We start from the raw sequence: 25,463 nt of genomic DNA on the forward strand, positions 1-25,463 counted from the left end.
ATAATCTTTGATGTTTCAGGTATAAAAAAGCCCAGCAATTGCTGGGCTTTTACGTTAAAGCTTAAATATCAATTACGACTTCATTTTACGACGACGGAACGCCGCTAAAGGAAGAAGTAATGTCGTTAACCAGCCCATAGAGCCGCTGCTGTCACTCGGTTTAGAATCTACATTGACTGTTACCGTAGAAGTTGCACTTTCTAGTTCACTATCAGAAGCTGTGACCTCAAATGTAAGAGCACCTTTTGCTGGGGCAGTGAATTTGATTGATGCATTACCATTTTCAAAACTGACATCAGTACCAGATATTTGAGTCCAGTTATAGGTCAGGTCATCACCATCTACATCATTACCATTAGCACTAACAGTTACAGTAAGTCCTTCAATGCTTGATTTGTCTGCAGGAGATACAGTAGGTGCATCGTTCACATTAGTAACATCAACAACCACTTCAGTAGGAGTGCTTACAGTTCCAGCAGCATCAGTTGCGCTATATGAAAAGGTATCCTTGCCGAAGAAATCTTTATTTGGTGTATAAGTTACTTCACTAGATTCAGTCACAGTGACTGTACCATTTGCAGGCTCATCGACTATTGCAACACTTCCTAAGTCACCAGAAGCTGCAGTGTTAATAATACGTTGAGCTGTCGCTGTAATACCATCGCCAGTAACTTGTGAACGAGCCACTTTTTGGTCAGGCATTGTGTCGTTATCTAGTACATTGAATGTCACAGCAGTTTCTTCAACAGTAGTTGAAGAGTCCATAGTGCCTAAGTCAAATTCACTTGCTGTTGCTTTATAGTCAATTTTAACTTGGCCAGCTGCTGAAGATAGAACTTGTAAGTAATCACCTGAAGTGACTGCTGAACCTTCACCGTTGTAATGGTATGTGGTGCCAATTGTGCCGCCCATATTCTCTGCACCAATTGATACGTTTGCTGGCATATCAGGAATGTTCAGATAATTGAACGAAACATCTTCCGTATCGCCAGCCTTAATCCAAACACTAAATGAATAACCTGTTCCAGATGTGTCAGCATAAAGCTGTCCATCTTTCCATTCAACAACTAAGAAAGTACCTGTTGATAAACTAATAACATTCAGGCCTAGTTGACCACCACCAGTATCAGTAGCTGTGCCATCACTCAAATCAAAGTCAGACCAGAATGGTGCTAATATATTATTTGGGTTTGTGCTGTCTGGTAGCTCTCTATTATTCCAAGTGCCAGCAGTATTTCCGCCGCCGACTAACACAATACCATTGTCAGATATTGTGATGGTGTCGTATGTTACCCCATTAAATTTGAACTCAGGTAAGCCTTCATAGGTAAATGATTTTTCATCACAACCTTCATCACAAGCAGGCACAAATACTAAGTCAGCATCAAAAATACTCGGGTAGGTACCTGTTGACGCATCGATAGACATTTCAGATTGCTCAAGACTACCGACCCAGGTAATAACGCCAGTATCTTCATTGACGCTAAAGCCATTTTGAGTGGCATTAGTTAAGCTAACTGAAACATCATCTTCTGAGGTTAGCATTGTTCCTTCAGGTGCTTTAGCTGTGAAGGTGACCGTATTTTCAAACATGGTGTTGTTTAATACTGCGGTAATTTCCATATCATCAGCTGTAGTTAAATCACTGTCATCTGATGAAATAGAAATCAGTGAAGCATCACTAGACTCTTGAGCAAGGACTGCTAATGGTAGGTGTGCATTTTGCAGACCTGCAGCACTTGTTAGCATTACATTACCGAATATCCAGTCACCGTAATCTGAGAAGGTTGAATCAACAGTCACCATAAACGTTGCAGAGCCACCTGCTGGAATATCCAACATCGACGGTGATACTGTAATGCCTGCAGAATCACTGCTTGCTGCTAATGACCAAGATGTATCTTCGTCACTCTTGTTGTAGACAGTACGAGTGAAAGTACATGGGCCAACACATGAATCAGCTGCAATTGAAGGCTTATCGAAGGTTAGTACTGCTTTAGCTGCAGCATCTAAATCCATACGACCAGCACCCATCGCAAATGGTGTTGCCGCAGTCGTTGCATCATCATCTAAAATGCCTTCGGTAGTCGAAGTAGATGTTAATGCTGTTTTAATGTCATTTGCAGACCAATCTGGATGAAGTTGTCTCATCATTGCTGCAGCACCTGCAACATGAGGACTTGCCATACTGGTACCAGAAATCATGTTGAAATCTTCGCCGCCATCATCAGGGGAATAAGCTGACAAGATATTGGTTCCCGGTGCTGCTAAATCAGGTTTCAGCATATTCTGATTACCGTTTGGACCACGTGAGCTAGAGCTATTAATAGTATCTGCTAGAGCTGGTACCATTATGCGCTTAATTTCAGAGCCAACAGTACCTGTAGTTGCTGTTTCACCCATAGCATCAATAATTGCAGTGCCATCATCGTTAGATATCATTATTGAAGGGAAAGTCACATCAGGCATAGACATAGTAATTGGCGCGCCAGGGTTACTGTTGTAAACAACTAATGCTTCAGCGCCTGCATTAATAGCATTTTCTGCTTTTGTTGAGAAAGCACACAAACCACGTGAAATTAGTGCAATGCTGCCTTTAAAGCTACCAACAGGGAAAGCTTCACAACCTTCAAAGTTCATTTCATCAACATTTATAGCTGCAATAACAGGTGCCGTGACATCCATTTCAATGACAGTATCAGAACCAGGAATTGCTAATAAATCTTCGCCGCCGGCATTAAAGCTATTGGCAAAATAACGACCCGTTGTGCTATTTGCTACGGCAATACCTGATTCAATACAAGCAGGACAGCCAATAGTGCTTGCACCATTACCATCGTTACCTGCTGCTGATACCACAATGACGCCAGCAGCTTCTGCGGCTTCGAACATTGTTTTATACGGGCTGCTTGCTGGATCTGCACCTGCGCCACCACCCCATGAGTTGTTGATAACATCTGCACCATCATTAACCGCATGTTCTAGCGCTTCCATTAACATGATGTTAGAGCCGCTACCACCAGTACAATCAGCTTTTGAATATAATGCTTTATATGACATTAAGTATGCAGCAGGCGCCACACCTGATAATTCTACATCGATGTCGTTAAATTGAGTTGATACTTGATTACCTACAGCGGTACCTGCCACGTGAGTACCATGACCACCGAAACCTAGCGGGCTCATATATTCATCGGCACACACTTCAAAAGTGGGTTGAGACCAGCGGGCAACAATGAGTTTATTATTACAAAAAGACTCATCAGTCGTTGAGCAGTAGTCATCAGTTGGCATAGCACCCATTGGTGCTTCAAAGCCTTCATCTGCAAACATTGGGTTTTCAGGACGGATACCGCCATCGATGACAGCAACACGGATACCTTTACCCGCATTCTCCATTCCACTGACCGTTTCCCACATAGCATCAGTATTAATCACTTGAAGTGAGGCATCCATGCTGATGTCATACATGGTTTCTGGATAAACAGACTTAACACCTGGGATCGCCATTAACTGCTCTACAGTTAGGTTTTGACCAGTAACAGTGACACCATTGAACAGTGTTTTAAATTGACGTTCGACTTTGCTGTTTGCAGACACACTGCTTAATGCATTTGTGAATGCTTTTTGCTCTGTAGCAAGGTGCGAAGCATAATTTTGTACAGCGGTAGATTGAATGTTTAATTTAGTGTCTTTAGCTGAAACGGCAGTTGCTGCTAAGTTCGCTGTGCCGCCTTGGTACGCTGCAACAGCAGGAGAAGACAGCTCAACAATAAATCGTTGTGGTGTTGTAATATTGTTCAGCTTTACTGCTGGTTTCTTATGTTGGTCAATAGACAATATTTCTAAATCATATTTATTGCCTGTCATTTGGGTGTTTGCAAAGCTAGCGCTAGAGAGTAACGCTGCTGATATCGCTATAGATAATTTAGTCTTCACAACTTCTTCCTTGGTTAAAGCATTTACCACGTCCAAGCATTTGTAGGGTAGAGACTAGGTCGGTGGCAATGCTGTTTATTATGTTTTTACATTAATGCGTTTGGTGCATTCTTTGATGCACTCAATGACTTTTTAACACAAATAATTAACAAAGGTAATCAAAGTTGTTACAAATTAATAAATTTATCGTAAATTATAATTATTACTTTAGAGGTATACCTCAATTAAGTTGGTTATAGGCAAGAATAAAATACACTAAGGCTTAACACCTCTAACAATGGGGTTTTGTAGGCTAATTAAGGTTTCTGTTGATTGAATTTCATCAATAGATTGGATGCGATTGATTAAAACATGCTGTAATCCGTCGATAGATTGGCACATTACCTTTACAAAAACACTGTAATTACCAGTGGTATAATATGCTTCAACAACTTCCTCTAACGCATTTAACTTTGATATGGCAGCAGGATAATCCCCTGCGCTTTTTAAATTGATGCCAATAAAACAACAAACGTCATAGCCTAAAGCTTTAGGATCCACTGTTATCCTTGCACCTGTGATAATGCCTGCTTGTTTCATTTTTTCAACGCGTACATGAATCGTACCGGCACTTACTGCAAAACGTTTAGCGAGCTCAGCAAAGGGGGTTCGCGCTTCTTCCATTAATGCTTCAAGAATTTGATTGTCTAGCTGATCTCTTTGAAATGGAGTTTCCATAGTAAAATGCCTAATTAAATTATAATTAGGCATTAATTTACGATGAATAATGAACAATGGCTATCAAAAAGTTCTCATGAACAATTTATGCATAACGTAAACTGTTGAGGTTGATGACTGCAGTTATCAAGAAAAGGACTGGGGTAAACTTAGTATTATTGCAATCCAACGGGATGAATAAAGGGCACTTCAGCATTGAATGTCATTTTCTGTTGGCTATATGGATGATGAATGGTGAGCTCTGCGGCGTGCAGCAATAATCGTTCAGATAAACGTTTCGCTAATGGGTCGGCATAAAAGCCATCGCCTAGGATCACATGACCCAATGCCAACATATGAACGCGTAGTTGATGAGAACGCCCAGTAATAGGGGTTAACTTTACCAGCGTTGACTGCTTAGCATAATTGATTATTTCGACATGAGTTAAAGAAGGTTTGCCGAGCTTATGATCAACTTTTTGTTTAGGCCGGTTGGGCCAATCGCAGATAAGCGGGTAATCGACTTGTTTTATTTCAGGATTAAGGTGGCCTGCCACTCTGGCATAATAAGTTTTAGCTGTTTCTCTGTCTCTAAATTGGCGCTTTAATTCTCGCTCAGCGTTACGACGCAGTGCCACTACAATGACACCAGATGTTGCCATATCCAGTCGATGTACGATTTGAGCATTGGGGTGTTTTTCTAATACACGGCTATAAATGCTGTCGTGGTATTGGGCATCACGTCCAGGTATAGACAAGAGTCCTGAAGGCTTATTGAGCACAATAATATCTTTATCTTCATGGATAATATCGAGCCAAGGATCGGTAGGGGGAGTGTAGATGAAGTCTGCCATGGTAAGCCCTTTACAAGAATGCGCGGCAAAGATACCTTTCAGCTTAAGTAAGTGCAAGCAATCTATGAATGATACTGCTTGCACGCCCTAGTGTGCTTTGACGCCAACGTTTTAGTTATATCGCCCAAAGGTTTATAAAAATCGTTGTTCACTTAACCTTTATAATAAGTCGCTTATCCAAAAACACTTATGAAAATGCGTTGCCATTGACGTGCATAATGGTAAAGGTCCAGACAACAAATGCCAGCGGGACATGGACTAGTGCGTAAAAACTTTGGTCAAGTCGCGACATCCCTTGTGCATTCCAAATCAAATACACATGCCCAATGAGTACCAGTGGGAATAGGGACAATAAAGGATAAAGTGCAAACGGGCTGGCATCAGCAAAAATACTGTGGCTTAGTAGTGCCCAAAACACCATGAAACTTGTAGTTAACGGTGGGGCTGCTAAACGATATTGCTCCGGATAAGGAAACATCCTATTACCTTAAAAATAACAAAAGATAATACTAGATTAACCTTTAATTTCCTTTTTGCCATGTATTACTTTTCGATGCACCACAGAATAATGACGTAATCCAGCAGGACCATGGGATACTACGACCGATAACAACACGATAAAAATTGTTATTTCAGGCTTCCAATCTGCCATTGGAATAAATAAACCCAGCAATAAAACTTTGAAGATCGTTAACACGCCTTTCAATTGAATTAACCAGCGCCAATCTCTAATCACTTCCCAAGCAAATAATGCCACGCCGCTAGTCATGGCTAAAATCCAGTAATTGATCCAAAGATTTTGTTCTATTCCCAGTAATAGTCCACCGCCAGCACCGACAATGCCGACAATATGTAAGGCTCTTAAACTGGTTTTGCCTAAGCGTTGTAGCCAAAATTGGAATTCAGAAACTTCTTGATGCTGCTTTTTAGACATGAATTACACATAATTGAGATGTTAATGAGGTAACAGCTTAGCAAATTCATCTTGAATGAATAGCGATCTATAGCAAAATCTAAATTATTGGTATGCTAGCTAGATGACATTTTATAAAAATAACACCGTGAATTGTTAATCGGTGTGTTAAGACAAGCCCCTGAGCTTGTTGACTAAGGACTGTTAAATGAAAATCGGATTCTTCAGCGCAAAAAATTATGATATTCAACATTTTGATGCGATGAATAAAGACTTTGGTGCCAAGATTGAATACTTTGATTATCGACTCTGTATGCAAAATGCCAAATTAGCGGATGGTTTTGAAGTGGTATGCGCTTTCGTCAATGATTCTCTATGTGAAGAAGTCTTAGTTGAGCTGGCCAAAGGAGGCACTAAAATTATTGCCATGCGTTGTGCTGGCTTTAACAATGTCGATTTAGATGCTGCTAAACGATTAGGCATCACGGTTGTTAATGTCCCTGCATACTCGCCTGAATCTGTCGCCGAACACACCATTGCCATCATGCTAACTTTAAACCGTAAAATTCATAAAGCTTACCAACGCACCCGAGATGCTAATTTTGCCTTGTCAGGTTTGGTCGGTTTCAACATGCATGGCAAAACAGTTGGCGTTATTGGTACCGGGAAAATTGGAATCGCCACTATCAAAATCTTACTGGGTTTTGGCTGTAAAGTTGTTGCGTACGATCCGTATCCAAGTGAAGTCGTTAAAGGTTTAGGCGTTGAGTACACCAGCCTTGATGAACTGTATCCACAGTGCGACATCATAAGCTTGCACTGCCCACTAACAGAAGATAATCACCATCTATTGAGCCAAAAAAGCTTTAATAAAATGAAACCAGGCGTCATGGTTATCAATACCAGTCGTGGTGGCTTATTAAATGCGATTGATGCCATGGAAGCATTAAAGGTGGGTCAGTTAGGCTCGCTAGGGTTAGACGTATATGAAAATGAAAAAGAGCTATTTTTCCAAGATAAATCAAATGAAATTATTAAGGATGATGTGTTCAGAATTTTGTCTGCCAGTCACAACGTTATTTTTACTGGTCACCAAGCATTCTTAACTGATGAAGCACTTAATGCCATTGCCTATACGACCTTGAAAAATATCACTGATTTATTGACGAGTCACCATTCAGATAACGAACTCAATTAAGCTGGTTTAATATCGTAAACAGGCTCTAGAATAGCCATTTGACTTACTGTGAAAGGATTAAAATTAAAGAGGGATTATGATCATTACCAAAGAAGTGCATGATATAGCAACGGCAACTGGCGTGATGCGCACGTATGTTTATCGCCCAGACGAGTCAGGCCAGTATTCAACGATTATTTTCTACTCGGAAATTTTTCAGCAAACAGCCCCGATTGCTAGAAGCGCTGCAATTTTAGCTGGCCATGGCTTTGTTGTTATGGTGCCTGAAGTGTTTCATGAGCTAAACCCAATTGGAACTGTGCTGGAATATGATGATGCTGGAAAAGACAAAGGTAATGCAGATAAATTTGCTAAACCGCTAGAGCATCATGACAGTGATACTGAAGCAATGGTGGAGTTTGCCCGTAGTCAGGCATATTGCACCAGTCAGGTTGGAGTAATGGGCGTTTGTATTGGTGGCCATTTAGCCTATCGTGCAGCGCTTAATGCCGATATCAGTGGCGCATTTTGTTTATACCCAACGGATATTCATTCAAATACGTTACCTTGCGAGCAAGGCAATGATTCATTGACACGAACTGGCGACATCGCTGGTGAGTTAGTAATGATTTTTGGTAAACAAGATCCTCACGTATCCAGTGAAGGACGTAAATTGATTTATCAAAAGTTGGAGCAAGAGCAAATCAACTTTAGTTGGCAAGAAGTGAATGCCCAACACGCCTTTATGCGTGACGAGGGCGAACGCTATGATGCGGCGCTAGCACTTCAAATGTATTTGCAAGCGGTGGCATTTTTTCAAAGAGTATTAAGCTAACCGATGAATAGAGCCCATTAATTTGGGCTCATAAACTGAAACTGAAACTTAAACTCTTAAACTTGAGCTCATAAACTTAAGCTCATAAACTTGAACTCATAAATCTGGCCTTATGCACTAGCATACGGTGAGTCAGACTTGTCAAAAATTGATTAGCTTACGGTATTGTTTTCTGTTTCGCTGACAGTTGAAGCTTCGACATTGTTACCCGCTACTTGAGTAACATCTTTTTTAGGTTGGTGCTCGTTACCAGCCTTTGAATTCGTATGAGGCAGTTTTATCACCGCTTTTTGCAACATTAAGCTATTGGGGTACGTCATTAAGTCCCCCTTATCTCGTTTTAAAATGACATGAAATAAGCTTATCTCGACAATAATACCCGTCATATCTTCATCTTTATCAACGATCCTAATTTTTTCGCCAATACGGTAAGGACACGCAAAAAATATCAACACTCCAGCAGTGATGTTGCTCAAAATTGACCATTGAGCGAACAAAGCGACCCCAAGCACAGCAAAAGCTGATGATACAAATAGGGAAACTTCTTGATAGCCTAGCCCTAATGACACCGCCATAATCGATGCCGTAATGAAAAATAATAAATATGATAAGAGCCGAGTGACAAGTCGGGTTCTGACCTCATTTATTTGCTTCTTCTCTGATTGCTTAGTGATGATTTGCTTTAATTGATGTTGCACAAAGAAAAACACCGCTAAGCAAATACAACTAATTAAAATTTGGGTCGTCATAGGCTTTATTTACTCTTTTGGGGCTAGATTTCAGATTGTTCTTGTTAAGTTTGAACTCAGACGATGAGAGTTAGAATTTATCCTGTAAACTGTCCAGCTTGCAATCAAATTCGTCATGTTGAATATAAGAAAATTTACAGTCGGATCACTAGAGTCAGTTAAATGTTAGATTACCAGCAGTTACACCAGTGCAGCGATGAGATCGGCCCAATATTCGTATTAGAAGATAACGACTACCGTATTTTATCCTTTGGTGATAATGACGAACAAAGCAAAATTCTTAAAGCTAAGCCTCATGTTCCTCAGCATACTTATATTCAGGCAATGCTAGCGGTATTACTTTTCTCAACACCTAAAAGTGCAATTATTCTAGGGCTAGGTGGCGGTGGGTTGGTGCATGCTTTAAGGCGTTTTGATGCGGGGATTAAGCTCACTGCTGTGGAGCTTCGACAAGATGTCATTGATATTTCTAAACGTTATTTTCAATTACCAATTGGCAAAAAGCTTAATCTTGTTCATCAAGATGGTGGTGAATTTCTCGCTAAAGGCGATCATAAGCGAGTAGACATCATTTTTGCAGACATGTATATCGAACAAGGTGTTGATGAAAAGCAGTTAACCAAGGAGTTTATTGAGCATTGCCATAAAGGCCTTAAAGCTGATGGTTTTTTGGTATTAAATTGTTGGAAAGAGCACAGTAAAAGCGAGCTGTTAAAGCAAACGCTATCGCAGCAGTTTGCGAATGTGTATGCAACCCTAACAGGCGGGGGTAACTGGGTGATTTATGCCAGTAAACAACCTCACTCATTCAGCGCCGCAAGTAACAAACAGCAGCTACAGCAATTGTCACAGCAACTTGATTACCCTGTAGGGCGTTCACTGACTCGTTTCACCCAATGGGAATAAAGGTTTTAGAATATGAAACTTGAGTGATAGTAATTAATGATGTGATTGTTAGTTCGTTACTCTTACTTGGTAAGTGGTTGTTTTATAATCTATTATTTGGTGGATGCTTGTTTTAATCTTCATTATTTAGACTGTTGAAATTGGTCATCGGAAAATCCGATAACACTTACCCTAACTTTATCGTCATTCTAAAAAACCGATTAAGGTGATAGTTTTTATCCGTTATATTTAATTCTGAGTTGTCGCTATTATCTATCCCATCAAACGGATACAGCTAAACACTTAATTAAATTTACGGAGCAATACAATGACTCAATCAATCATCAATTCAACTATCAAGCCATTCTCAGCAACAGCATTTCACAATGGCGAATTTGTTCCTGTGTCTGAGCAAGACCTGCTAGGCAAGTGGTCAGTTGTTTTCTTCTACCCTGCGGATTTCACATTTGTATGTCCTACTGAGTTAGGCGACATGGCAGACCATTACGCTAAGTTACAAGAAATGGGCGTTGAAGTTTACTCAGTATCAACTGACACTCATTTTACTCACAAAGCATGGCATGCAAGCTCTGACACAATTGGCAAAATCAATTACCCAATGATTGGTGACCCAACTGGCGCAATCACTCGTAACTTCGGTGTAATGATTGAAGAAGATGGCCTAGCACTTCGCGGTACTTTCGTAATGAACCCAGAAGGTGAAGTAAAAGTAGCTGAAATCCATGACCTTGGTATTGGTCGTAGCGCATCTGAGTTAGTACGTAAAATCCAAGCTGCCCAGTACGTTGCAACTCACGATGGTGAAGTATGTCCAGCAGCATGGCAGCCAGGTGAAGAAACACTTGCTCCATCAATTGACTTAGTAGGTAAAATCTAAAAGTCACTAAAATCTAAGCGTAAAATATTATCAGCATTGGCTTGCTCATCTCATCATCATGAGTGAGCCAATATTTGATAAAACGGTTTCAATTAGATTATCTCCATTGTTCCAAATCATCTCCTGTCAATCTTAGGCCCCCTTGGCTCAAACAAGTTTCATCACCTTGTTGGAGTTACTGAGATTGACACATTTTTTTGCTCAACTTATTTACTTTTTAGGAGCACACGTATGTTAGATACGAATATTAAAAATCAACTGAACACCTATCTGCAAAACCTCAAGCGCCCAGTTGAACTTGTCGTGTCAGCAGACGCTAGCCCAAAATCTCAAGAATTATTGTCACTTGCTACAGATGTCGCAGGACTATCTGACTTAGTGAGTTTGACGGAAAAAACGGGTTCAAGAACCCCATCCATGAGTATTATTAACCCGCAGCTAAACACTAATATTACTTTTGCTGGTTTGCCTATGGGACATGAGTTCACTTCATTAGTGCTTGCATTGCTTCACTCTGGTGGTCATCCGATTAAGCTTGCCGATGAAGTGATTGAGCAAGTTAAATCCTTACCTGGTGAATTTCATTTCGAAACCTACGTTTCGCTGAGCTGCCAAACGTGTCCTGAAGTGGTTCAGGCATTAAATATGATGGCGGCAATTAATCCAAATATTACCAATGTGATGATTGACGGTGCTTTGTTTCAAGATGAGATCAATGAGCGCAATATCATGTCGGTACCAACGGTATACATGAATGGCGAACCATTCTCGGTAGGCGCCATTAGCGTAGTAGAAATATTAAATAAACTTGATGTTAATGCTGTAGCAAGAAAAGCCGAACAGATTAACAATAAAGAAGCTTTTGATGTGCTTGTCGTCGGCGGCGGCCCAGCGGGTGCATCTGCGGCAATTTATGCAGCACGTAAAGGACTTCGAACGGGTATTGTTGCTGATAAATTTGGCGGCCAAGTGGCTGAAACTGTCGGTATTGAAAACTTTATTTCTGTTTCAAAGACAGAAGGCCCTAAGTTGGTTGCTAATTTAGAAGCACACGTAAAAGATTATGACGTTGATATTATGGATAATCAGCGTGCATTGTCTTTAAAAGACGGCGGCTTATTTGAATTAGAGCTTGAAAGTGGCGCTAAGTTATCAAGTAAAACAGTATTATTAGCCACCGGAGCTCGCTGGCGCGAAATGAACGTACCTGGCGAACAAGAATATCGTGGTAGCGGTGTTGCGTATTGTCCACATTGTGATGGTCCACTGTTTAAAGGAAAACGTGTCGCGGTGATTGGCGGCGGCAATTCAGGTATCGAAGCTGCGATTGATTTAGCCAATATCGTTGAGCACGTTACTGTTCTTGAGTTTGATACCACATTGCGTGCAGATGAAGTGCTGCAACGTAAAGCCCACTCTATGGGTAATATCGATATCATCACTCAGGCTATGACTACCGAAGTTATAGGTGACGGTAAACGTGTAACGGGTCTTAAATATACCGACCGCAAAACGAATCAATCACATGATGTTGAGCTAGCGGGTATTTTTGTACAAATTGGTTTAGTGCCAAACACTGAATGGCTAACAGATACTGTGGAATTGACTGGTCGCGGAGAAATCATCGTCGATGGCAAGGGTCAAACTTCAATACCTGGTGTGTTTGCTGCTGGTGATGTGACTAACTCAGCGTATAAGCAAATTATTATTGCGATGGGCAGTGGGGCGACAGCTTCGCTTGGTGCATTCGATTACCTTATTCGACACAGTGAAGATGAGCAGACTAAAGCAACTGAAATCGCTGCTTAAATAAATCAAATTTTCGGAAATGTTAAAAGCTAACTTAGGTTGGCTTTTTTTATGTCTGTGAGTTAATCCAGCTGATAAAATGTTGCAAGGAGTTGCTGTTTTTGTGTTTGTAAAAACTCTCAATTTAAAATCAGTGTTTAATCTTACACTTAATGTCGCAAGTGATTAAAAAATAGCTATAATCAAATCATAATAACTCAAAAAATAATCAGATACATGCAAACGAAGACACCAACTTTTGAATTCCAGTTGCATATAGAGACGCAACAATACTTAGCAAAAAGTTGCCGATGGCTTAGTGTTTTATCATTCATTCTCACTATTGTGATTTTTGTTTCTATTGTGATCAATAATCCAGATAAAGACATCGTTTTTACTTCGCTCAGCCTCACTCCAATTACGTTAATTTCACTGTTCGGTCTTATTCACAATTTCGCATTATCAGAAAACCTTCAAGTAAATAATTACAAAAGATTTTATGCCTTCATTTTCGCCTTGGTTCTCTGTTGGGTATTAGTGTGTAATTTGTTTTTATTTCAAGCATTGTCTGCTCAAACAACCGTTGAGTCATTGATCCACTTGATTTTAATTTCTTTTGTGGTGGCGTTATTTCCGTCACGAGGATTACTGATTGTCCCCGTATTAATTATTGGTGCTTATTTAGTGATTGCGAGAGTCTTTTTCTTTTCTATCGACTTATTTCTTCCTGTGATTAAAATGCTGAGCTTTTTTGCTGTGATTATTTCTGGTCAACAAGTAGTAGAAAAGTGGTTCAGAAAAGCGGTGTTTAAAGATGTTGAGAATCAGCGTTTGGTAAGCGAATTAAATCAGTTGGCACTAACGGATAGCTTAACCAAGCTGAGTAATCGACGCCATTTTGACTCAATGTTGAATAAAGAAATTCAACACTCTGAACGCACAGGCTTACCTCTGTCGATTATCTTAATGGATATCGATTACTTTAAAAAACTCAACGACTATCTAGGTCACCAACGAGGTGACGAATGTTTAGTCGAACTGGCTAAGTTATTGACCAAACAAATTAAAAGACCAAGAGACGTTTGCGCCCGTTATGGTGGCGAAGAGTTTATCGTTTTATTACCTGAAACAGACCTTTCTGGTGCGATAGATGTCGCTAACAATATCAAAATACAATTAAGCCAAATGGCGTTTAAACATCCTGATTCATTAGCAAGTGAGTTTGTGACCCTATCTCAAGGCGTCGTCCAATGGCATTCGGGCATGACACTTGAGCGATTAGTTAAGCATGCCGACGATAAACTGTATGAAGTTAAAGACAGTTCAAGAAATAATATTGCTCATTAGCTTTAGATTTACTCTGTAAAGCCGATATATACAATTGTAACAATTCCATAGTCAACAGTTGCTTGTTTTCTTTATTCTTTGTCGTTACATCACATAATCACTATTACACAATTTACTAATTTAAATTCAATGTGTTGTAGTCAATTTGAATGACTTTGTTAAGTCATGAATTTACTTTTTTAGTGCTTTGGGGGCAATAAATGAATTGGTTTAGCAATATGTCTATTTTTAAAAAAATCGGTTTAATTTTTGTATTATCAGTGATTATTTTCGCTGTTAATTTAACGATCAGTATCGTAGCAATTAATAAAAACAACGATACGATGACCTTCATGCAAGATAAGGTTTCTCAACGAGTTGAACTCGCCAATCAAAACGTAATATATGTGCAAAGACTTGATGAGCTTTATACTCAGGCTGTGTCTTTTGCTGATGAAGACCTGATTGATAATGCTAACAAGACCTTTGAATCATTAAAGAAGAACATTAATAGCTTAACAGGGCTTGATAATGAACAAGCTTCACGATTATCAACACTGAATCGAGAACTCTCCCAATATAATGACATAACCTATGATCTTGCTAAGGGGATGATAGATAACACCCTTGATATGAGTAAAGTCGGCGAAATTATTGCCAATAAAACTCAAGTTTACGACAAGCTTATCAATGGTGTTCAGCAATATAAAACCGATAAAGTATCTGAATTTAATAACACCATTCAAGAGTCAGTTAGTCGTTCTGAAAGCAGCTTGGCACTGACATTATCAATTGGCTTAGTGCTGTTATTAATTATGGCTATTGCGACTATATCAATCGCAAAATCATTAAGTGGTTCAGCAGGTAATCTAGCTAACTCTTTGGGTGAATTAGCTGACGGTAAAGGTGATTTGCGCCATCAGTTAGATGTCACTGGTCGTGATGAACTAGGGCAGGTATCTTCTAACTTCAATCGTTTCTTACGTCTTCTTGCTGATGCGATTCAACAAGTCGTCAGTGTGACAGCGCCATTACTGCAAAGCGCAGAGTCTTTAAAAGAGCGTATGGGAACAGCCACGCAAGCCACAGAAAAACAAAGCTTAGATGCAAAAGCAGTGCAACACTCAATGGAAGAAATGGGTATTTCTGTTAATGAAATTTCCCAAAGCGCTCAACAGGCAGCGGAAGCTGCAGATAGCGCAGAGCAAGAAGCGACAAACGGTTTAGCTGTGGTGGCCAGTACAATTAATATCTCTCAAGAGCTTAATGCTGAAATTGAAGTGGCTTCAGACTCGATAAATGAATTAGCCAAAGATACCGAAAGCGTTAATTCAATTTTGAATGTCATTACCTCAATTGCCGAACAAACTAACCTTTTAGCATTGAACGCTGCTATTGAAGCAGCAAGAGCGGGTGAGCAGGGGCGCGGCTTCGCGGTTGTTGCTGATGAAGTCCGCGCATTAGCGTCGAAAACTGCTGATGCAACTAAAGAGATTCGCGAAGTGCTATCGCGTTTAAAAGTAGCGGCTGAATCTTCGGTTAGCACCATGGATGTCGCTATTGGTAAAGCATCAGACAATGAGAAACATGCCCGTGAAACTGGCGATGTGCTTAAGTCAATTCAAGAACAGATTGTCAGTATTAATACCATGAACACCCATATTGCCGCGGCGACAGAACAGCAATCAGCGGTTGCGGCGCAAGTGAGTCATAACGTGGTTGAAATGAATGCTTCATTTGTTCAAACTTTAGATATCCTTGCTGAAGTACAAGATGTATCAGAAGGCTTATTAGGTTTCTCTGACGAGCTTCAAAGTGCGACCTCTCAGTTTAAGCTCTAACGAAATATAAGCAGTAGGATAAATTCACAGTTACTAAAAATTAGTCATAAAAAACAGCCTTTAAAAATAGTAGCAAAAAACAGTCACTAAAAAGCCACCGTCAGGTGGCTTTTTTGATCATAGGTTTTGAGATAAAAGTAAACAAAACCTCAGAAAACATTTTACTCAAATTGATAAGTATAAGAAATCCCGATTTTATTGGTTTTTCCGTAGTCACTCTCAGAGATAAAGCCATAAAAGTTAAATGATTGCTGCTGATTAATTTTATAACTCGCACCGCCGCCAGCCCAATAGCTAGAATAACTGTCACTACCGGCAGCGCCACCGCCAAATGCCATTAAGGTCCAACTTTCTCCGAGAGGCTTCATCGCAAAAGCGCCAAGATATGCACCATGGCTGGTTTTAGGAACTAAAATAAAGCCGTTATCATCTATAACGTCTTCTTCGGCAATGTCGCCATCGGTATAGTTGTAGCCGGCCATAGGAAATATTTGCCAGCCACCAGGGGTAAAACCGAAATAACTCAATGGAATAAATGTACCCACACTATAACCGTTAGAGCTCGCATCATTGTCGTATTCATTGCGATTAAAGTTAAAGTTCACAATACCAAAATCAAATAACCAAGAACCGCCAATGCGCCATTCACTGCCATCATCATTAATGCGTGCGTTTACCATTCGCGTAGCATCAAGGCCAATAGATCCCGAAAAGGTAAATTGATCGTTATAGCCGACACCCGCTTTAGTGACAATTTTAGTCGGATCTTCATGGTGCTTTTCGTCAGCGGTAGCTAGCAAAGAAGCAGGTAGCGTACACAAAATTGAAAATGATGTGAGTAAATGAGATTTTGCCATACGAAAAGGGAAACCTATTGATTGATGAGCAATGTACAGAGATAAATATCCCCCATTCTATCAAAGCTGGTTGCGCTATTTGGAATATCGCTTATTCCATTAGGAATAAATGAATTAAACATCACTGTTTGCTGCTTTGTTAGGCGCCACTTTTCGTCTTGTTAGCGTATTATCTCAAACATTATAATCGGCGAAATTGCTTCATTCATCGCTTTGATTTAACTTATTACCAATAGGTAAAAAATCATAAGCCAAGCTCATAAGAAAAGCGCTTAAAAAGTGCCTTAAAATCTAGTTTGTAGCTTTAGCTGACTGCGCAAAAGGACTCCAATGCCAAGCTTGATCAGAATCGTGTTAATTAATACTCACCTCCCAGGTGTAGTAGAACTTCAATTAGATGGACACACTAATATTTGTGGTACCAATGCGTCGGGTAAAACCACGTTACAGCGACTGGTTCCCGTGTTTTATGGCGAATACCCAAGCCGCGTTGTTCCTTCTACCCGTGACAGTTTCGAGCGTTGGTACTTACCTCACGATTCAAGCTATATCATTTATGAGTATCAAAAGAGTGATGGCAAGTTGTATCAAGCGGTTATGGCGTCAGCTGGTGACGGCAAAGGCGTTAACTATCGCTTTATTGCTAAAGGCTTCGAGTTAGATGATTACGTTAAAAACCGTAATGGCGATACAATTATTTGTCATACCATGGCTGAACTTGGCCGAGAAATGAAACGTGCTCAAGTCACTCATACTAATCTACTGAACACCCGTGAATATCGCGCGATTATCCAACACGATCGCAGTTTATTAACTACAGGTGGTAATAAAGGTGAGTTACGCACCTATGCGCATCACTTTTCATTGTGTGACAGTGAATATTCATTACGTCATATAGAGAAACTTGCTAAAGCGGTCCATTCCAAAGAAGGAAAAATGGAAACCGTTAAGTCGATGGTTGCGGCTATTTTAGAAGAAGACGGAGTTAATCCGCCAACGTCTCGCCTTAATCCGCAGCGTGTCGAGAATTGGATCCGTGAAAGCCAATTGGTACAAGGCTTTGAACAAATTCGCCCAGAGTTTGAGAAATTAGAACAAGAATTTAACCAGTTACTGAGCGCTGAATTGCGTTTAGGGACATTGGCTAAAGGTTATCGCGCAGATGAAACCTTTGAAGCTGAAAGACAAGATATTAATCAAAATGAATCTAAAGATGCCAGTTTACAGCTGAGATTATTAGATGAAGAGTGGAAAGAAGCACGTGATGAGATCAGTCAGGAGTTATCTTTTGCGCAAGGTGACACACGTAAGTATGAAGCTGAACTGGATGCCATTGAAGATCAATACGAAGGCTTTTTAAATGCCAATATTGAGCAAGCTAAAGCTGATTTAGACAGTTTGGATAATTGGCGCAGTGATTTAGAAAACCTCACAGAGCGCCATAAGCTACAAACTGAAAAGCACCAAGATATTGAAGCAGCTTACAGTTCTCGTCGCAGCAAAATTGCAGAGCAACTGCACCGTGAGCTGGAATCTCTTCATGAAGAGCAAGATGAAGCGCGTGAAAACCGTGATAGTCAGCGTGAAGCGTCGTCAGAAGATTTAGCGGCACTAGAGAATTTATGGCGTGATAAAACCGATGCTGGTAAAGCGGCATTTGCTGAACAAGAGTACCAACTCAAATTAACTCGCGGTGAATTAAGTCATCAGATTGATGGCGTAACGTATACCGAAGAAGAAAAAATGACGCTGGCAGTATTCGATGAACGAATTAGTCGCGCCGATGAAGAGCAAGAAATATGTAATCAAAAAGTGGATCGTTTATCGAGTGATGAACGCAAGCTCAGAGCAAAGCGCGATCAAGTCAGCGAAGCATTACGCATCGCCAGTGTTCGAGTAAATGAGCGACTAAGCGATGTGGATGATGTTAAAGGTGTTTTATTTCCTCAGTCACATACTTTACTTGAGTTTCTACGCAAAGAGTCACCGGGCTGGGAGCAAAGTTTTGGTAAAGTGATTGCGCCAGAATTACTCCATCGAACAGACTTACATCCAAGTGTTTCAGGAAATAATGACGAGTCGTTATTTGGTATTGGCTTAGATCTTAAAGCGATTGAGGTGCCAGATTATGCCGCCTCTGAACAAGACTTGCGTTTAAGGCTCAATAAAGCTGAAGATGCTTTAGCCCAAGCTGAAGAGCTTAAAGCTGAGCACGAAGATCAGCTGGTTGCCATCAACGATGAGCTCGATAATCTTAATAAAGAGCTTACCTTTGCCCGCACAGCTTATAAAAATAGTCGTGAAGATGTTAGGCGTTTATTTGATGAAAAACGCAGTACTCAAGAGCAAATCAATCAAGCTTTGGCTGATAGAAAAGCCCATGCAAGCAAGCGTCTTATTCAGTTAGATAACGAACTTAAGCAGCAACATAATCACCATTTAGCTTGGTTATCTGAGCAAAAAGAGCAAGCGCTTGAAGCGCGAATGGAAAAAAATGCTTACTGGCAAGATGTGGTTGGCGCACTGGATAACCAACTCGGGCAAATCAAAGCCAATATTGAGACTCGCCGCAGTAACGCCAAACAAGAACAGAAAGCTTGTGATACTTGGTACAAGAACGAGCTTAAATCTCGCGGTGTCGATGAAGCAGCGATTGTTGCGCTTAAAGGAAACATCCGTGAATTAGAAAGCCAAATCAGTAACGCTGAAAAACGTCGAAGTGATGTGTTGCGTTATGACCATTGGTATCAAAATGCATGGATGATCACTAAACCTAAACTGCAAACCGACTTATCTAAAGTCAAACAAGCCGCACTAGAGTTAGAGCAGCAGCTTGCAAATAAAACAGCAGATGTGAAGCAACGTAAACAGCAGCTTGAAACCAAGAAAAAAGCTTCAGATGCTGCGCAAGTCGATGCATCCGAAAACTTAACTAAATTACGTGCAGTAATGCGAAAGTTAGCGGAATTGAAACTACCACCTAGCAAAGATGAAGCTGATGGCAGTATTGGTGAACGCTTAAGGCAAGGTGAAGAGTTACTTCTGCAACGCGACTATTTATTGGGTTCAGTTAAGCAATATGTTGAACACTTTGACTCGGTGATTGTCAGTAAATCTGGTTCGAGTTTAGCTGAGTTTTGGGAGCGTGCTCGGGATGAGTCGAGCTTTACTAACGATAAAGGGATCCGTTTACTGGATTACCGTAAGTTAGTGCCGCAACTTGAGCAACTGCTGAATGTGATGGTGCCGCAATCACTGATGGCTATTCGTGAGCAAGGGCGTATTTTTGGTATCGATTTAACCGCTTATTATGATGTGCTCGCCGATATCGATCGCCGTATTGCCTCACAAAGCGCGCGGATTACGCGCGAAGTCGGCGAAGAGTTATTCCTTGATGGTGTTTCAGAGTCGGCAGTGAGGATTCGTTCGCGTATTAGTGAATTAGAGTTCTGGCCAGAATTAGAAGTGTTCGTGAAAGCCTTTAAACAATGGAAAGCGGATGGTTTTAGCCAATTGCCTGATGAGCATTACACCTCAAGTATGCGCCGAGCATTAGACATCATTGGTCGCTCAGCATTATCTGGTGGTATTGCTAAATTACTGGAAATTGAATTGCGCCTAAAAGAAGGCAATAGCGATTTGATTATCCGCACCGATAGACAGCTTAATGAGTCATCAAGTCATGGTATGGCTTACTTAATCTTGTGTAAGTTCTTATTGGCATTTACGCGCTTATTACGCGGTAAAGCAGATGTCACTATTCATTGGCCAATTGATGAATTAGGCACTTTGCATCACACCAATGTGAAGAAGATTTTTGATGCTTGTGTGAATAACAATATCAGTGTTTTGGGCGCCTTCCCTAACCCAGAATCTGAAGTGCTTAACTTGTTTGCTAACCGCTATATTATCAATAAACAAACCCGAAAACTGCAAGTGGTTAAGCCTAAAAGTAATCCTCTGGCAGAACGATTAAGCCAACGAGCTAACAAGGAGGCTGTGTAATGTCTGAGTCTATAACGTCTACTTCAAACTCATTAAGCTCTGTCTCTTCAGACACGCCTTTGGTCGGCACAGGGGTATTGATTGAACAGTTGTTACGCGGCGAGTTTATTTGCCGCACAACCAATGAAGATGGTTGGCGCGCGCTTAAAAATAGCACTACCTTTGAAAAGGTTGAGCAATATCTTAACCAAATTAATCGCACGATTTCATCGGCTGCTGAAGGCGATGTATTTTTTTGTGGTTACCAGCAACTAGGTGATCAAGAAAAGAAGGTTATTTCGAGTCAGTTTAAAGACATTTGTTCAGCGTTAATTCCGCTGGTGGAATGGTTAGTACTGGTGCAAGAGAGCAGTGGCCAAGATGCCCCTTTAAGTGAAGGCGCACCAATAAGATTAACTGAGCTGCAGGCGCGTATTGAAGATACGCCAGCCTTTATGGAACAACTGGCTAAATTAAGCCAGTATCGACTATTTGGCTCAACCAGTAGCAATGTCGATAACCAAATTAAATTGGTATTTAAGCGGTTAGTTGAACTGGGTTACTTGATTAAGCCAAACAGCGAAAAGCAGATTTACATCGCCACGGGTAAGCTTGATTACCTGTATGAGGTGATTCGCTTTATTGATGAAACCGAAGGACTAAGTCTTGAAGCTCAAGCTGAAACGGCCACGCAACGGGATTTAGTATGAGTAATAATTTACATCAAGCCGGGGTTAAGCTGCTCAAACAGCTCAGTCGTCATGCTGATGTGGTTATGGATGCCTATTTAGCAGGCTCGGTCAGTGAATCTACTCATGATGTTGCGGTGATTGAGAAACTGAAAAAGAGCGGTATTTTATGGCGACCAGAACCAGACGAAGAGCTGCGACTAAAACGCTCGGTGCGGGCTTTACTAGAAGAAGCCTTAAGTGATGAACGTAATCGGCAGATTGATTCAAATGTGGGATCCGCATTTAGCACCATTAAGACTTTGGCTGATCATTATAAAGAAGCCCGTCATAATATCGATTACAGTGCCGCTGAAGCGTATTTAGCTGACTTAAGTGAACATGTTTATAGCTTTACCGATAGCCTAAGGTACTCCATTAGGGTGTTATGGAGCCGGATCAATAATGAGTTTGGCTATGTGGGAAGTATTAACGCTAAAATTCGCGAAAATGAATTAGCCCAAAGTCAGGTCTCTGAGCTACTTAACGGCCTGGAGATGTTCCAGTTCAGCGAATTAAGTGAGATTGCCGGTGATATTCGTGAGTTACGACGTTTGCTGGTCACTAACTTACAAGAAACTTTAAGTCAGTGCACTCAAGAAATCAGTGCGGTACAGGGCAGGTTATTGGAGCTTTTAGGGCGATTTAGACAAATCCAAGGCCGAACTCGATTGTTGAAAGGGTTTTTACTGCACACTGATTTACACCCTGATTATCAGCCAGAAAATCATGTTGGCCATAAGCATGTTCCTAGGTTGTTTAATTGCGCTGAAGCGATCATCAAGCCTGCCAGTGTTGATGTGCATAACAGTCAGCATGAGTTAACCTTGCTTGATACGGTATCAAAAATTAAAGCCATTAGTCGGGACTTGTTACCAAGTAAAGTGCGTGAGCATAATGTTGAAACCACAATGACTGCAGTGGAAGATTTCGATATCCCAGATAATCCATTGAAGCTAGCTGTCGATGAGTATTTCTGTGAAGTCATTGATTCAGGTCTTCGCCAATCGGCGCTTGAGTATCTACAAGCGAATAAGCTTGAGTGGGAATCCGAAAACTGGCTGTATCAAGTTATTGGTGGCTATGAAGGCTTACCCGACGAGCATAAAGCCTATTTTGAGTTGGAACCAATAGGTGAACCTGATCCTGTTTATAATGGTAACTTTATGATCCACGATGTTGAGCTATGGCTAGCATAAAAAGACGAGCTTTGAATTTGCATTAAAGGCGCTCAAAACGTAAATAAGCTTGTTAGCGGGTAAAGCAGTTAAGGCAACTTAACTGCTTTTTTATTGGCTAGCATTCAGTAAGCTGAGTTGACTGTGATGATTTAACAGTAGCGACTCATATGGCTTTATATTGATACATTTATCGATCTTACTGATAACATTATGATTAATTTTATTTAGTAACAAATGTTATTGCTTACGAGTGTTATGGCATCAAGGCAAAACATATTGCAGTAAGCCAGTGTATTTAACTTAATTTGGTAATTTAACTAACGGATCTCGCTGTTATGGAGTTGTGTTTTGGTTTTGAAAACTGGCATAACAGTCAATTTTATTAAATTTAATGGTTTAGTTGTTTTAAAACAGTCAATTATACCTCACTGTAAATATCTAGTTTCATTCCTTATAACAACTTATTGATCTCTAACATTGAATTATGTTGCATCTTGTTTCAGTATCCTTGTCGTTAAAAATAATTAAAACAAATTTTATCGTCGTTTTTAGGTGTTTTCTTTCTGAAGTCGGCTTGAACTAGGAATACAGAAAATTATGACCAAATCATTATCGACTCGAATTTTTATCGGGTTATTCTTAGGGGTACTACTGGGTAGTATCGTTCAATTTGCGCTAAATGATGTGGCGTTCTTTTCGGGGACATTAGTCGAAGTCGCTTCTGGCATTGGTAAAATGTTCGTCAATATGATCATGATGCTAGTGGTGCCGCTAGTATTTGTCAGTATTGTTTGCGGCGTGTGTGAACTACAAGACCTAAAAAGCTTCGGCCGTCTTGGTGGCAAAACGTTTGGCTTTTACATTATTAATACCTTAGTGGCGATTACGGCTGCTTTTGCGGTAGCAATGTTAATCGAGCCAGGTAAAGGCGTTGATATGTCTAGTGCTGGTGGTGTGGATATTACCGCCACTGAACTGCCTAATTTGATGACCTTGATTGTCAATATCGTACCGAATAACCCGTTCTCTGCATTTACGTCAGGCAATATGCTGCAAGTCATTTTCATGGCGCTATTGCTAGGCGGCGTGATCAAGTCATTAGGTGAAGTTGCTAAAGGCGCAGTGAAGGGCTTTCAAACCGCTAACGTCATTATGATGCGTTTAATATCAGTGGTGATGAACCTTGCACCAATAGGTGTGTTTGCATTGATGTTCAAGCTTGGTGCGACGTTAGAGCCTGAAATCTTCTTCAGCGTGGTGCAATATTTACTGCTAATTCTTGGGTTGTTATTACTGTGGATTTTTGTGGTTTATCCATATGCAGTAAGCTTCTTTACCCAAGTAACAGCGAAACAATTCCGTGAAAAAACCCGTGAGCAAATCTTGTTCTCGCTATCAACTGCGAGTTCAAATGCAACAATTCCAGTCACCATGCGAACCTTAACTGATAAGTTAGGTGTTAACCGCGCAGTTGCTGGTTTTGGTGTGCCACTGGGCGCGACGATGAACATGGGCGGTGTATCAATTTACATCACTATTGCAATCTTCTTTGTTGCCAATGCTTTTGGTATGCCTATTAGTGGCGATCAAATTCCAGCCTTATTGTTCAGTGTTTTCTTATTGTCAGTGGGTGCAGGTGGTGTTCCTGGTGGCGGTATGGTGATGATTGGTGTGCTTATTCACCAAATGGGATTACCAGTTGAAGCGTTTGCTATTGTCGCTGCGTTGGACCGTATCATCGATATGGTGCTGACGTCATGTAATGTTGTTGGTGATACAGCGGTATTAACCATTGTCGACCAAACTGAAAAACCGCACCAGATTGAAGCTGAAAAAGCTTAAGTTTGATTGAGTCTTTTGGGGCTCAACGAACGGTTAACCCTATGCTTAACCGTTCGTTGAACATGGGGTTAACAAAAGGTCTGCATTAGCAGACCTTTTTTGTATATGCTTAGTTAGGGTCTGTTGATCTTTGCTGGTTAAGTTTTGTTCGAAGTAAAAGCGTTTTAATTGAGGCGGATGGATTGATGCCTAGTCATCTAAGCCCCTTTTATTGGCAAAGATGCATCCAACAAAGAGTAAAACGCTTTTAGTCGACCCCTTTGGGCAGCGTTTGTTGGTCATTTTTACTGCGTTATCGACTTTTTATGTAGAATAACTACACTACAAAGTCTCTGCCTTGCATAAATGGCCAACAATTCGCTGCAAAAATAACCTTGAAAGATCAACAGGCCCTAAGATAACGAGAATAAAAATCAAGAGGGAAGGTTACGTGAAATTAGGGATTGGATTTATTTTAATACCATTAATGTTATTGATGGGATGTCAGTCAACGACGCATCATGGTGAAGTACTGCCACAATATACGTTTATTGCTCATGATAATGATATGGAGCGAGTAGCATCGGCTCAATCTACTGCTCAAGCAAATGGTAAATTGTTATTGGTGGTGATGGGCGCACAGTGGTGCCATGACAGCCGTGGTCTTGCTGCTAAGTTTTCGACAAATCAAATGCAAACCATACTATCCGATCGCTTTGAAACTGTGTTTATTGATGTGGGCTACTTTGATGACTTACATTATTTACCTCAAAAATATGCCTATCCTGCCTACTTTGGCACGCCGACAGTGATGGTGATTAATCCTGAAACCAGTCAACTCCTCAATGAGGTAAACTTATCTAAATGGCAAAGTGCTGACAGTGTTCCCATGGATGATTATCTAGCGTTCTTTTCAAGTATTGGTAGCCAACCTGTCGCGCCATTACATAGCTCTGCGTAAATTGATCAATTTACCGAAAAAAATGTGGCG

At 40.6% G+C, this 25,463-nt stretch carries 19 protein-coding genes; 12 read left to right on the top strand and 7 right to left on the bottom strand.

What is annotated here, in order from left to right; all coding sequences use genetic code 11:
* Nucleotides 1-72: 72 nt before the first annotated feature.
* From Q4600_RS07025 to Q4600_RS07045, 5 genes are all read right to left on the bottom strand, one after another.
* Nucleotides 73-3,939 carry a S8 family serine peptidase gene (locus Q4600_RS07025; RefSeq protein WP_303514717.1) on the bottom strand — a complete coding sequence of 1,289 codons (3,867 nt, stop codon included), beginning with the start codon at nt 3,937-3,939 and terminating at the stop codon, nt 73-75.
* 255 nt (nt 3,940-4,194) lie between these two features.
* A complete protein-coding gene (gene asnC / locus Q4600_RS07030; protein WP_055022683.1) occupies nt 4,195-4,656 on the bottom strand; it encodes a transcriptional regulator AsnC in 462 nt (153 codons plus the stop codon).
* A gap of 155 nt (nt 4,657-4,811) precedes the next feature.
* On the bottom strand, nt 4,812-5,489 hold the full coding sequence (gene rluA / locus Q4600_RS07035; RefSeq protein WP_102526664.1) for a bifunctional tRNA pseudouridine(32) synthase/23S rRNA pseudouridine(746) synthase RluA: 678 nt from the start codon (nt 5,487-5,489) through the stop codon (nt 4,812-4,814).
* Nucleotides 5,490-5,676: 187 nt separating this feature from the next.
* A complete protein-coding gene (locus Q4600_RS07040) occupies nt 5,677-5,967 on the bottom strand; it encodes a hypothetical protein (protein WP_102526598.1) in 291 nt (96 codons plus the stop codon).
* Between the two features lie 36 nt (nt 5,968-6,003).
* A complete protein-coding gene (locus Q4600_RS07045) occupies nt 6,004-6,423 on the bottom strand; it encodes a hypothetical protein (RefSeq protein WP_303514706.1) in 420 nt (139 codons plus the stop codon).
* A 187-nt stretch (nt 6,424-6,610) separates the two neighbouring features.
* On the opposite strand from Q4600_RS07045, the gene Q4600_RS07050 reads away from it, so the two are divergent.
* Nucleotides 6,611-7,600: a 2-hydroxyacid dehydrogenase gene (locus Q4600_RS07050; protein WP_303514704.1), complete on the top strand. Its 990-nt coding sequence runs from the start codon at nt 6,611-6,613 to the stop codon at nt 7,598-7,600.
* Between the two features lie 76 nt (nt 7,601-7,676).
* Nucleotides 7,677-8,414 (top strand): dienelactone hydrolase family protein, encoded by a 738-nt coding sequence (locus Q4600_RS07055; RefSeq protein WP_248956261.1) that lies wholly within the window; start codon nt 7,677-7,679, stop codon nt 8,412-8,414.
* 152 nt (nt 8,415-8,566) lie between these two features.
* Here Q4600_RS07055 and Q4600_RS07060 read toward each other — a convergent pair whose 3' ends face one another.
* Nucleotides 8,567-9,163 (bottom strand): mechanosensitive ion channel family protein, encoded by a 597-nt coding sequence (locus Q4600_RS07060; RefSeq protein WP_102526594.1) that lies wholly within the window; start codon nt 9,161-9,163, stop codon nt 8,567-8,569.
* A gap of 162 nt (nt 9,164-9,325) precedes the next feature.
* Between Q4600_RS07060 and Q4600_RS07065 the strand changes: the two genes are divergently transcribed.
* The 5 genes from Q4600_RS07065 (at nt 9,326) to Q4600_RS07085 (ending at nt 15,901) form a co-directional block, all read left to right on the top strand.
* Entirely contained in the window at nt 9,326-10,069 is a 744-nt protein-coding gene (locus tag Q4600_RS07065; RefSeq protein ID WP_303514697.1) for a spermidine synthase, read from the top strand.
* A gap of 307 nt (nt 10,070-10,376) precedes the next feature.
* Nucleotides 10,377-10,946, top strand: a complete 570-nt coding sequence (ahpC, locus tag Q4600_RS07070) for an alkyl hydroperoxide reductase subunit C (RefSeq protein WP_102526592.1) — start codon at nt 10,377-10,379, stop codon at nt 10,944-10,946.
* 231 nt (nt 10,947-11,177) lie between these two features.
* Entirely contained in the window at nt 11,178-12,755 is a 1,578-nt protein-coding gene (gene ahpF, locus Q4600_RS07075; RefSeq protein ID WP_303514693.1) for an alkyl hydroperoxide reductase subunit F, read from the top strand.
* 216 nt (nt 12,756-12,971) lie between these two features.
* Nucleotides 12,972-14,081, top strand: a complete 1,110-nt coding sequence (locus Q4600_RS07080; RefSeq protein ID WP_303514691.1) for a GGDEF domain-containing protein — start codon at nt 12,972-12,974, stop codon at nt 14,079-14,081.
* A gap of 200 nt (nt 14,082-14,281) precedes the next feature.
* Nucleotides 14,282-15,901 (top strand): methyl-accepting chemotaxis protein, encoded by a 1,620-nt coding sequence (locus Q4600_RS07085; protein ID WP_102526589.1) that lies wholly within the window; start codon nt 14,282-14,284, stop codon nt 15,899-15,901.
* Nucleotides 15,902-16,062: 161 nt separating this feature from the next.
* Here the strand turns inward: Q4600_RS07085 and Q4600_RS07090 are convergent, their stop codons facing one another.
* A complete protein-coding gene (locus tag Q4600_RS07090; RefSeq protein ID WP_229368508.1) occupies nt 16,063-16,758 on the bottom strand; it encodes a hypothetical protein in 696 nt (231 codons plus the stop codon).
* A gap of 330 nt (nt 16,759-17,088) precedes the next feature.
* On the opposite strand from Q4600_RS07090, the gene Q4600_RS07095 reads away from it, so the two are divergent.
* From Q4600_RS07095 to Q4600_RS07115, 5 genes are all read left to right on the top strand, one after another.
* Nucleotides 17,089-20,763: an ATP-binding protein gene (locus Q4600_RS07095; protein ID WP_303514686.1), complete on the top strand. Its 3,675-nt coding sequence runs from the start codon at nt 17,089-17,091 to the stop codon at nt 20,761-20,763.
* Complete coding sequence (locus Q4600_RS07100; RefSeq protein ID WP_303514683.1) at nt 20,763-21,452, top strand: hypothetical protein; 690 nt, start codon at nt 20,763-20,765, stop codon at nt 21,450-21,452. Before Q4600_RS07095 ends, Q4600_RS07100 begins: the two co-directional genes overlap by 1 nt.
* Nucleotides 21,449-22,669, top strand: coding sequence for a phosphoenolpyruvate carboxylase (locus Q4600_RS07105; protein ID WP_248956254.1), 1,221 nt, complete (start codon nt 21,449-21,451; stop codon nt 22,667-22,669). Before Q4600_RS07100 ends, Q4600_RS07105 begins: the two co-directional genes overlap by 4 nt.
* 579 nt (nt 22,670-23,248) lie before the next feature.
* Nucleotides 23,249-24,493, top strand: coding sequence for a dicarboxylate/amino acid:cation symporter (locus Q4600_RS07110; RefSeq protein ID WP_102526584.1), 1,245 nt, complete (start codon nt 23,249-23,251; stop codon nt 24,491-24,493).
* A gap of 430 nt (nt 24,494-24,923) precedes the next feature.
* Nucleotides 24,924-25,433 carry a thioredoxin family protein gene (locus tag Q4600_RS07115; protein WP_303514873.1) on the top strand — a complete coding sequence of 170 codons (510 nt, stop codon included), beginning with the start codon at nt 24,924-24,926 and terminating at the stop codon, nt 25,431-25,433.
* Nucleotides 25,434-25,463 lie beyond the last annotated feature (30 nt).

Origin of the sequence: Shewanella sp. 2_MG-2023 (genome assembly GCF_030548905.1) — a bacterium.
GTDB classification, from domain to species: domain Bacteria; phylum Pseudomonadota; class Gammaproteobacteria; order Enterobacterales; family Shewanellaceae; genus Shewanella; species Shewanella electrodiphila.

Coding starts and splice junctions, on each gene's coding strand:
- asnC (WP_055022683.1), bottom strand. CDS start 4,656: ATGGAAACTCCATTTCAAAGAGATCAGCTAGACAATCAAATTCTTGAA.
- rluA (WP_102526664.1), bottom strand. CDS start 5,489: ATGGCAGACTTCATCTACACTCCCCCTACCGATCCTTGGCTCGATATT.
- Q4600_RS07040 (WP_102526598.1), bottom strand. CDS start 5,967: ATGTTTCCTTATCCGGAGCAATATCGTTTAGCAGCCCCACCGTTAACT.
- Q4600_RS07045 (WP_303514706.1), bottom strand. CDS start 6,423: ATGTCTAAAAAGCAGCATCAAGAAGTTTCTGAATTCCAATTTTGGCTA.
- Q4600_RS07050 (WP_303514704.1), top strand. CDS start 6,611: ATGAAAATCGGATTCTTCAGCGCAAAAAATTATGATATTCAACATTTT.
- Q4600_RS07055 (WP_248956261.1), top strand. CDS start 7,677: ATGATCATTACCAAAGAAGTGCATGATATAGCAACGGCAACTGGCGTG.
- Q4600_RS07060 (WP_102526594.1), bottom strand. CDS start 9,163: ATGACGACCCAAATTTTAATTAGTTGTATTTGCTTAGCGGTGTTTTTC.
- Q4600_RS07065 (WP_303514697.1), top strand. CDS start 9,326: ATGTTAGATTACCAGCAGTTACACCAGTGCAGCGATGAGATCGGCCCA.
- ahpC (WP_102526592.1), top strand. CDS start 10,377: ATGACTCAATCAATCATCAATTCAACTATCAAGCCATTCTCAGCAACA.
- ahpF (WP_303514693.1), top strand. CDS start 11,178: ATGTTAGATACGAATATTAAAAATCAACTGAACACCTATCTGCAAAAC.
- Q4600_RS07080 (WP_303514691.1), top strand. CDS start 12,972: ATGCAAACGAAGACACCAACTTTTGAATTCCAGTTGCATATAGAGACG.
- Q4600_RS07085 (WP_102526589.1), top strand. CDS start 14,282: ATGAATTGGTTTAGCAATATGTCTATTTTTAAAAAAATCGGTTTAATT.
- Q4600_RS07090 (WP_229368508.1), bottom strand. CDS start 16,758: ATGGCAAAATCTCATTTACTCACATCATTTTCAATTTTGTGTACGCTA.
- Q4600_RS07095 (WP_303514686.1), top strand. CDS start 17,089: ATGCCAAGCTTGATCAGAATCGTGTTAATTAATACTCACCTCCCAGGT.
- Q4600_RS07100 (WP_303514683.1), top strand. CDS start 20,763: ATGTCTGAGTCTATAACGTCTACTTCAAACTCATTAAGCTCTGTCTCT.
- Q4600_RS07105 (WP_248956254.1), top strand. CDS start 21,449: ATGAGTAATAATTTACATCAAGCCGGGGTTAAGCTGCTCAAACAGCTC.
- Q4600_RS07110 (WP_102526584.1), top strand. CDS start 23,249: ATGACCAAATCATTATCGACTCGAATTTTTATCGGGTTATTCTTAGGG.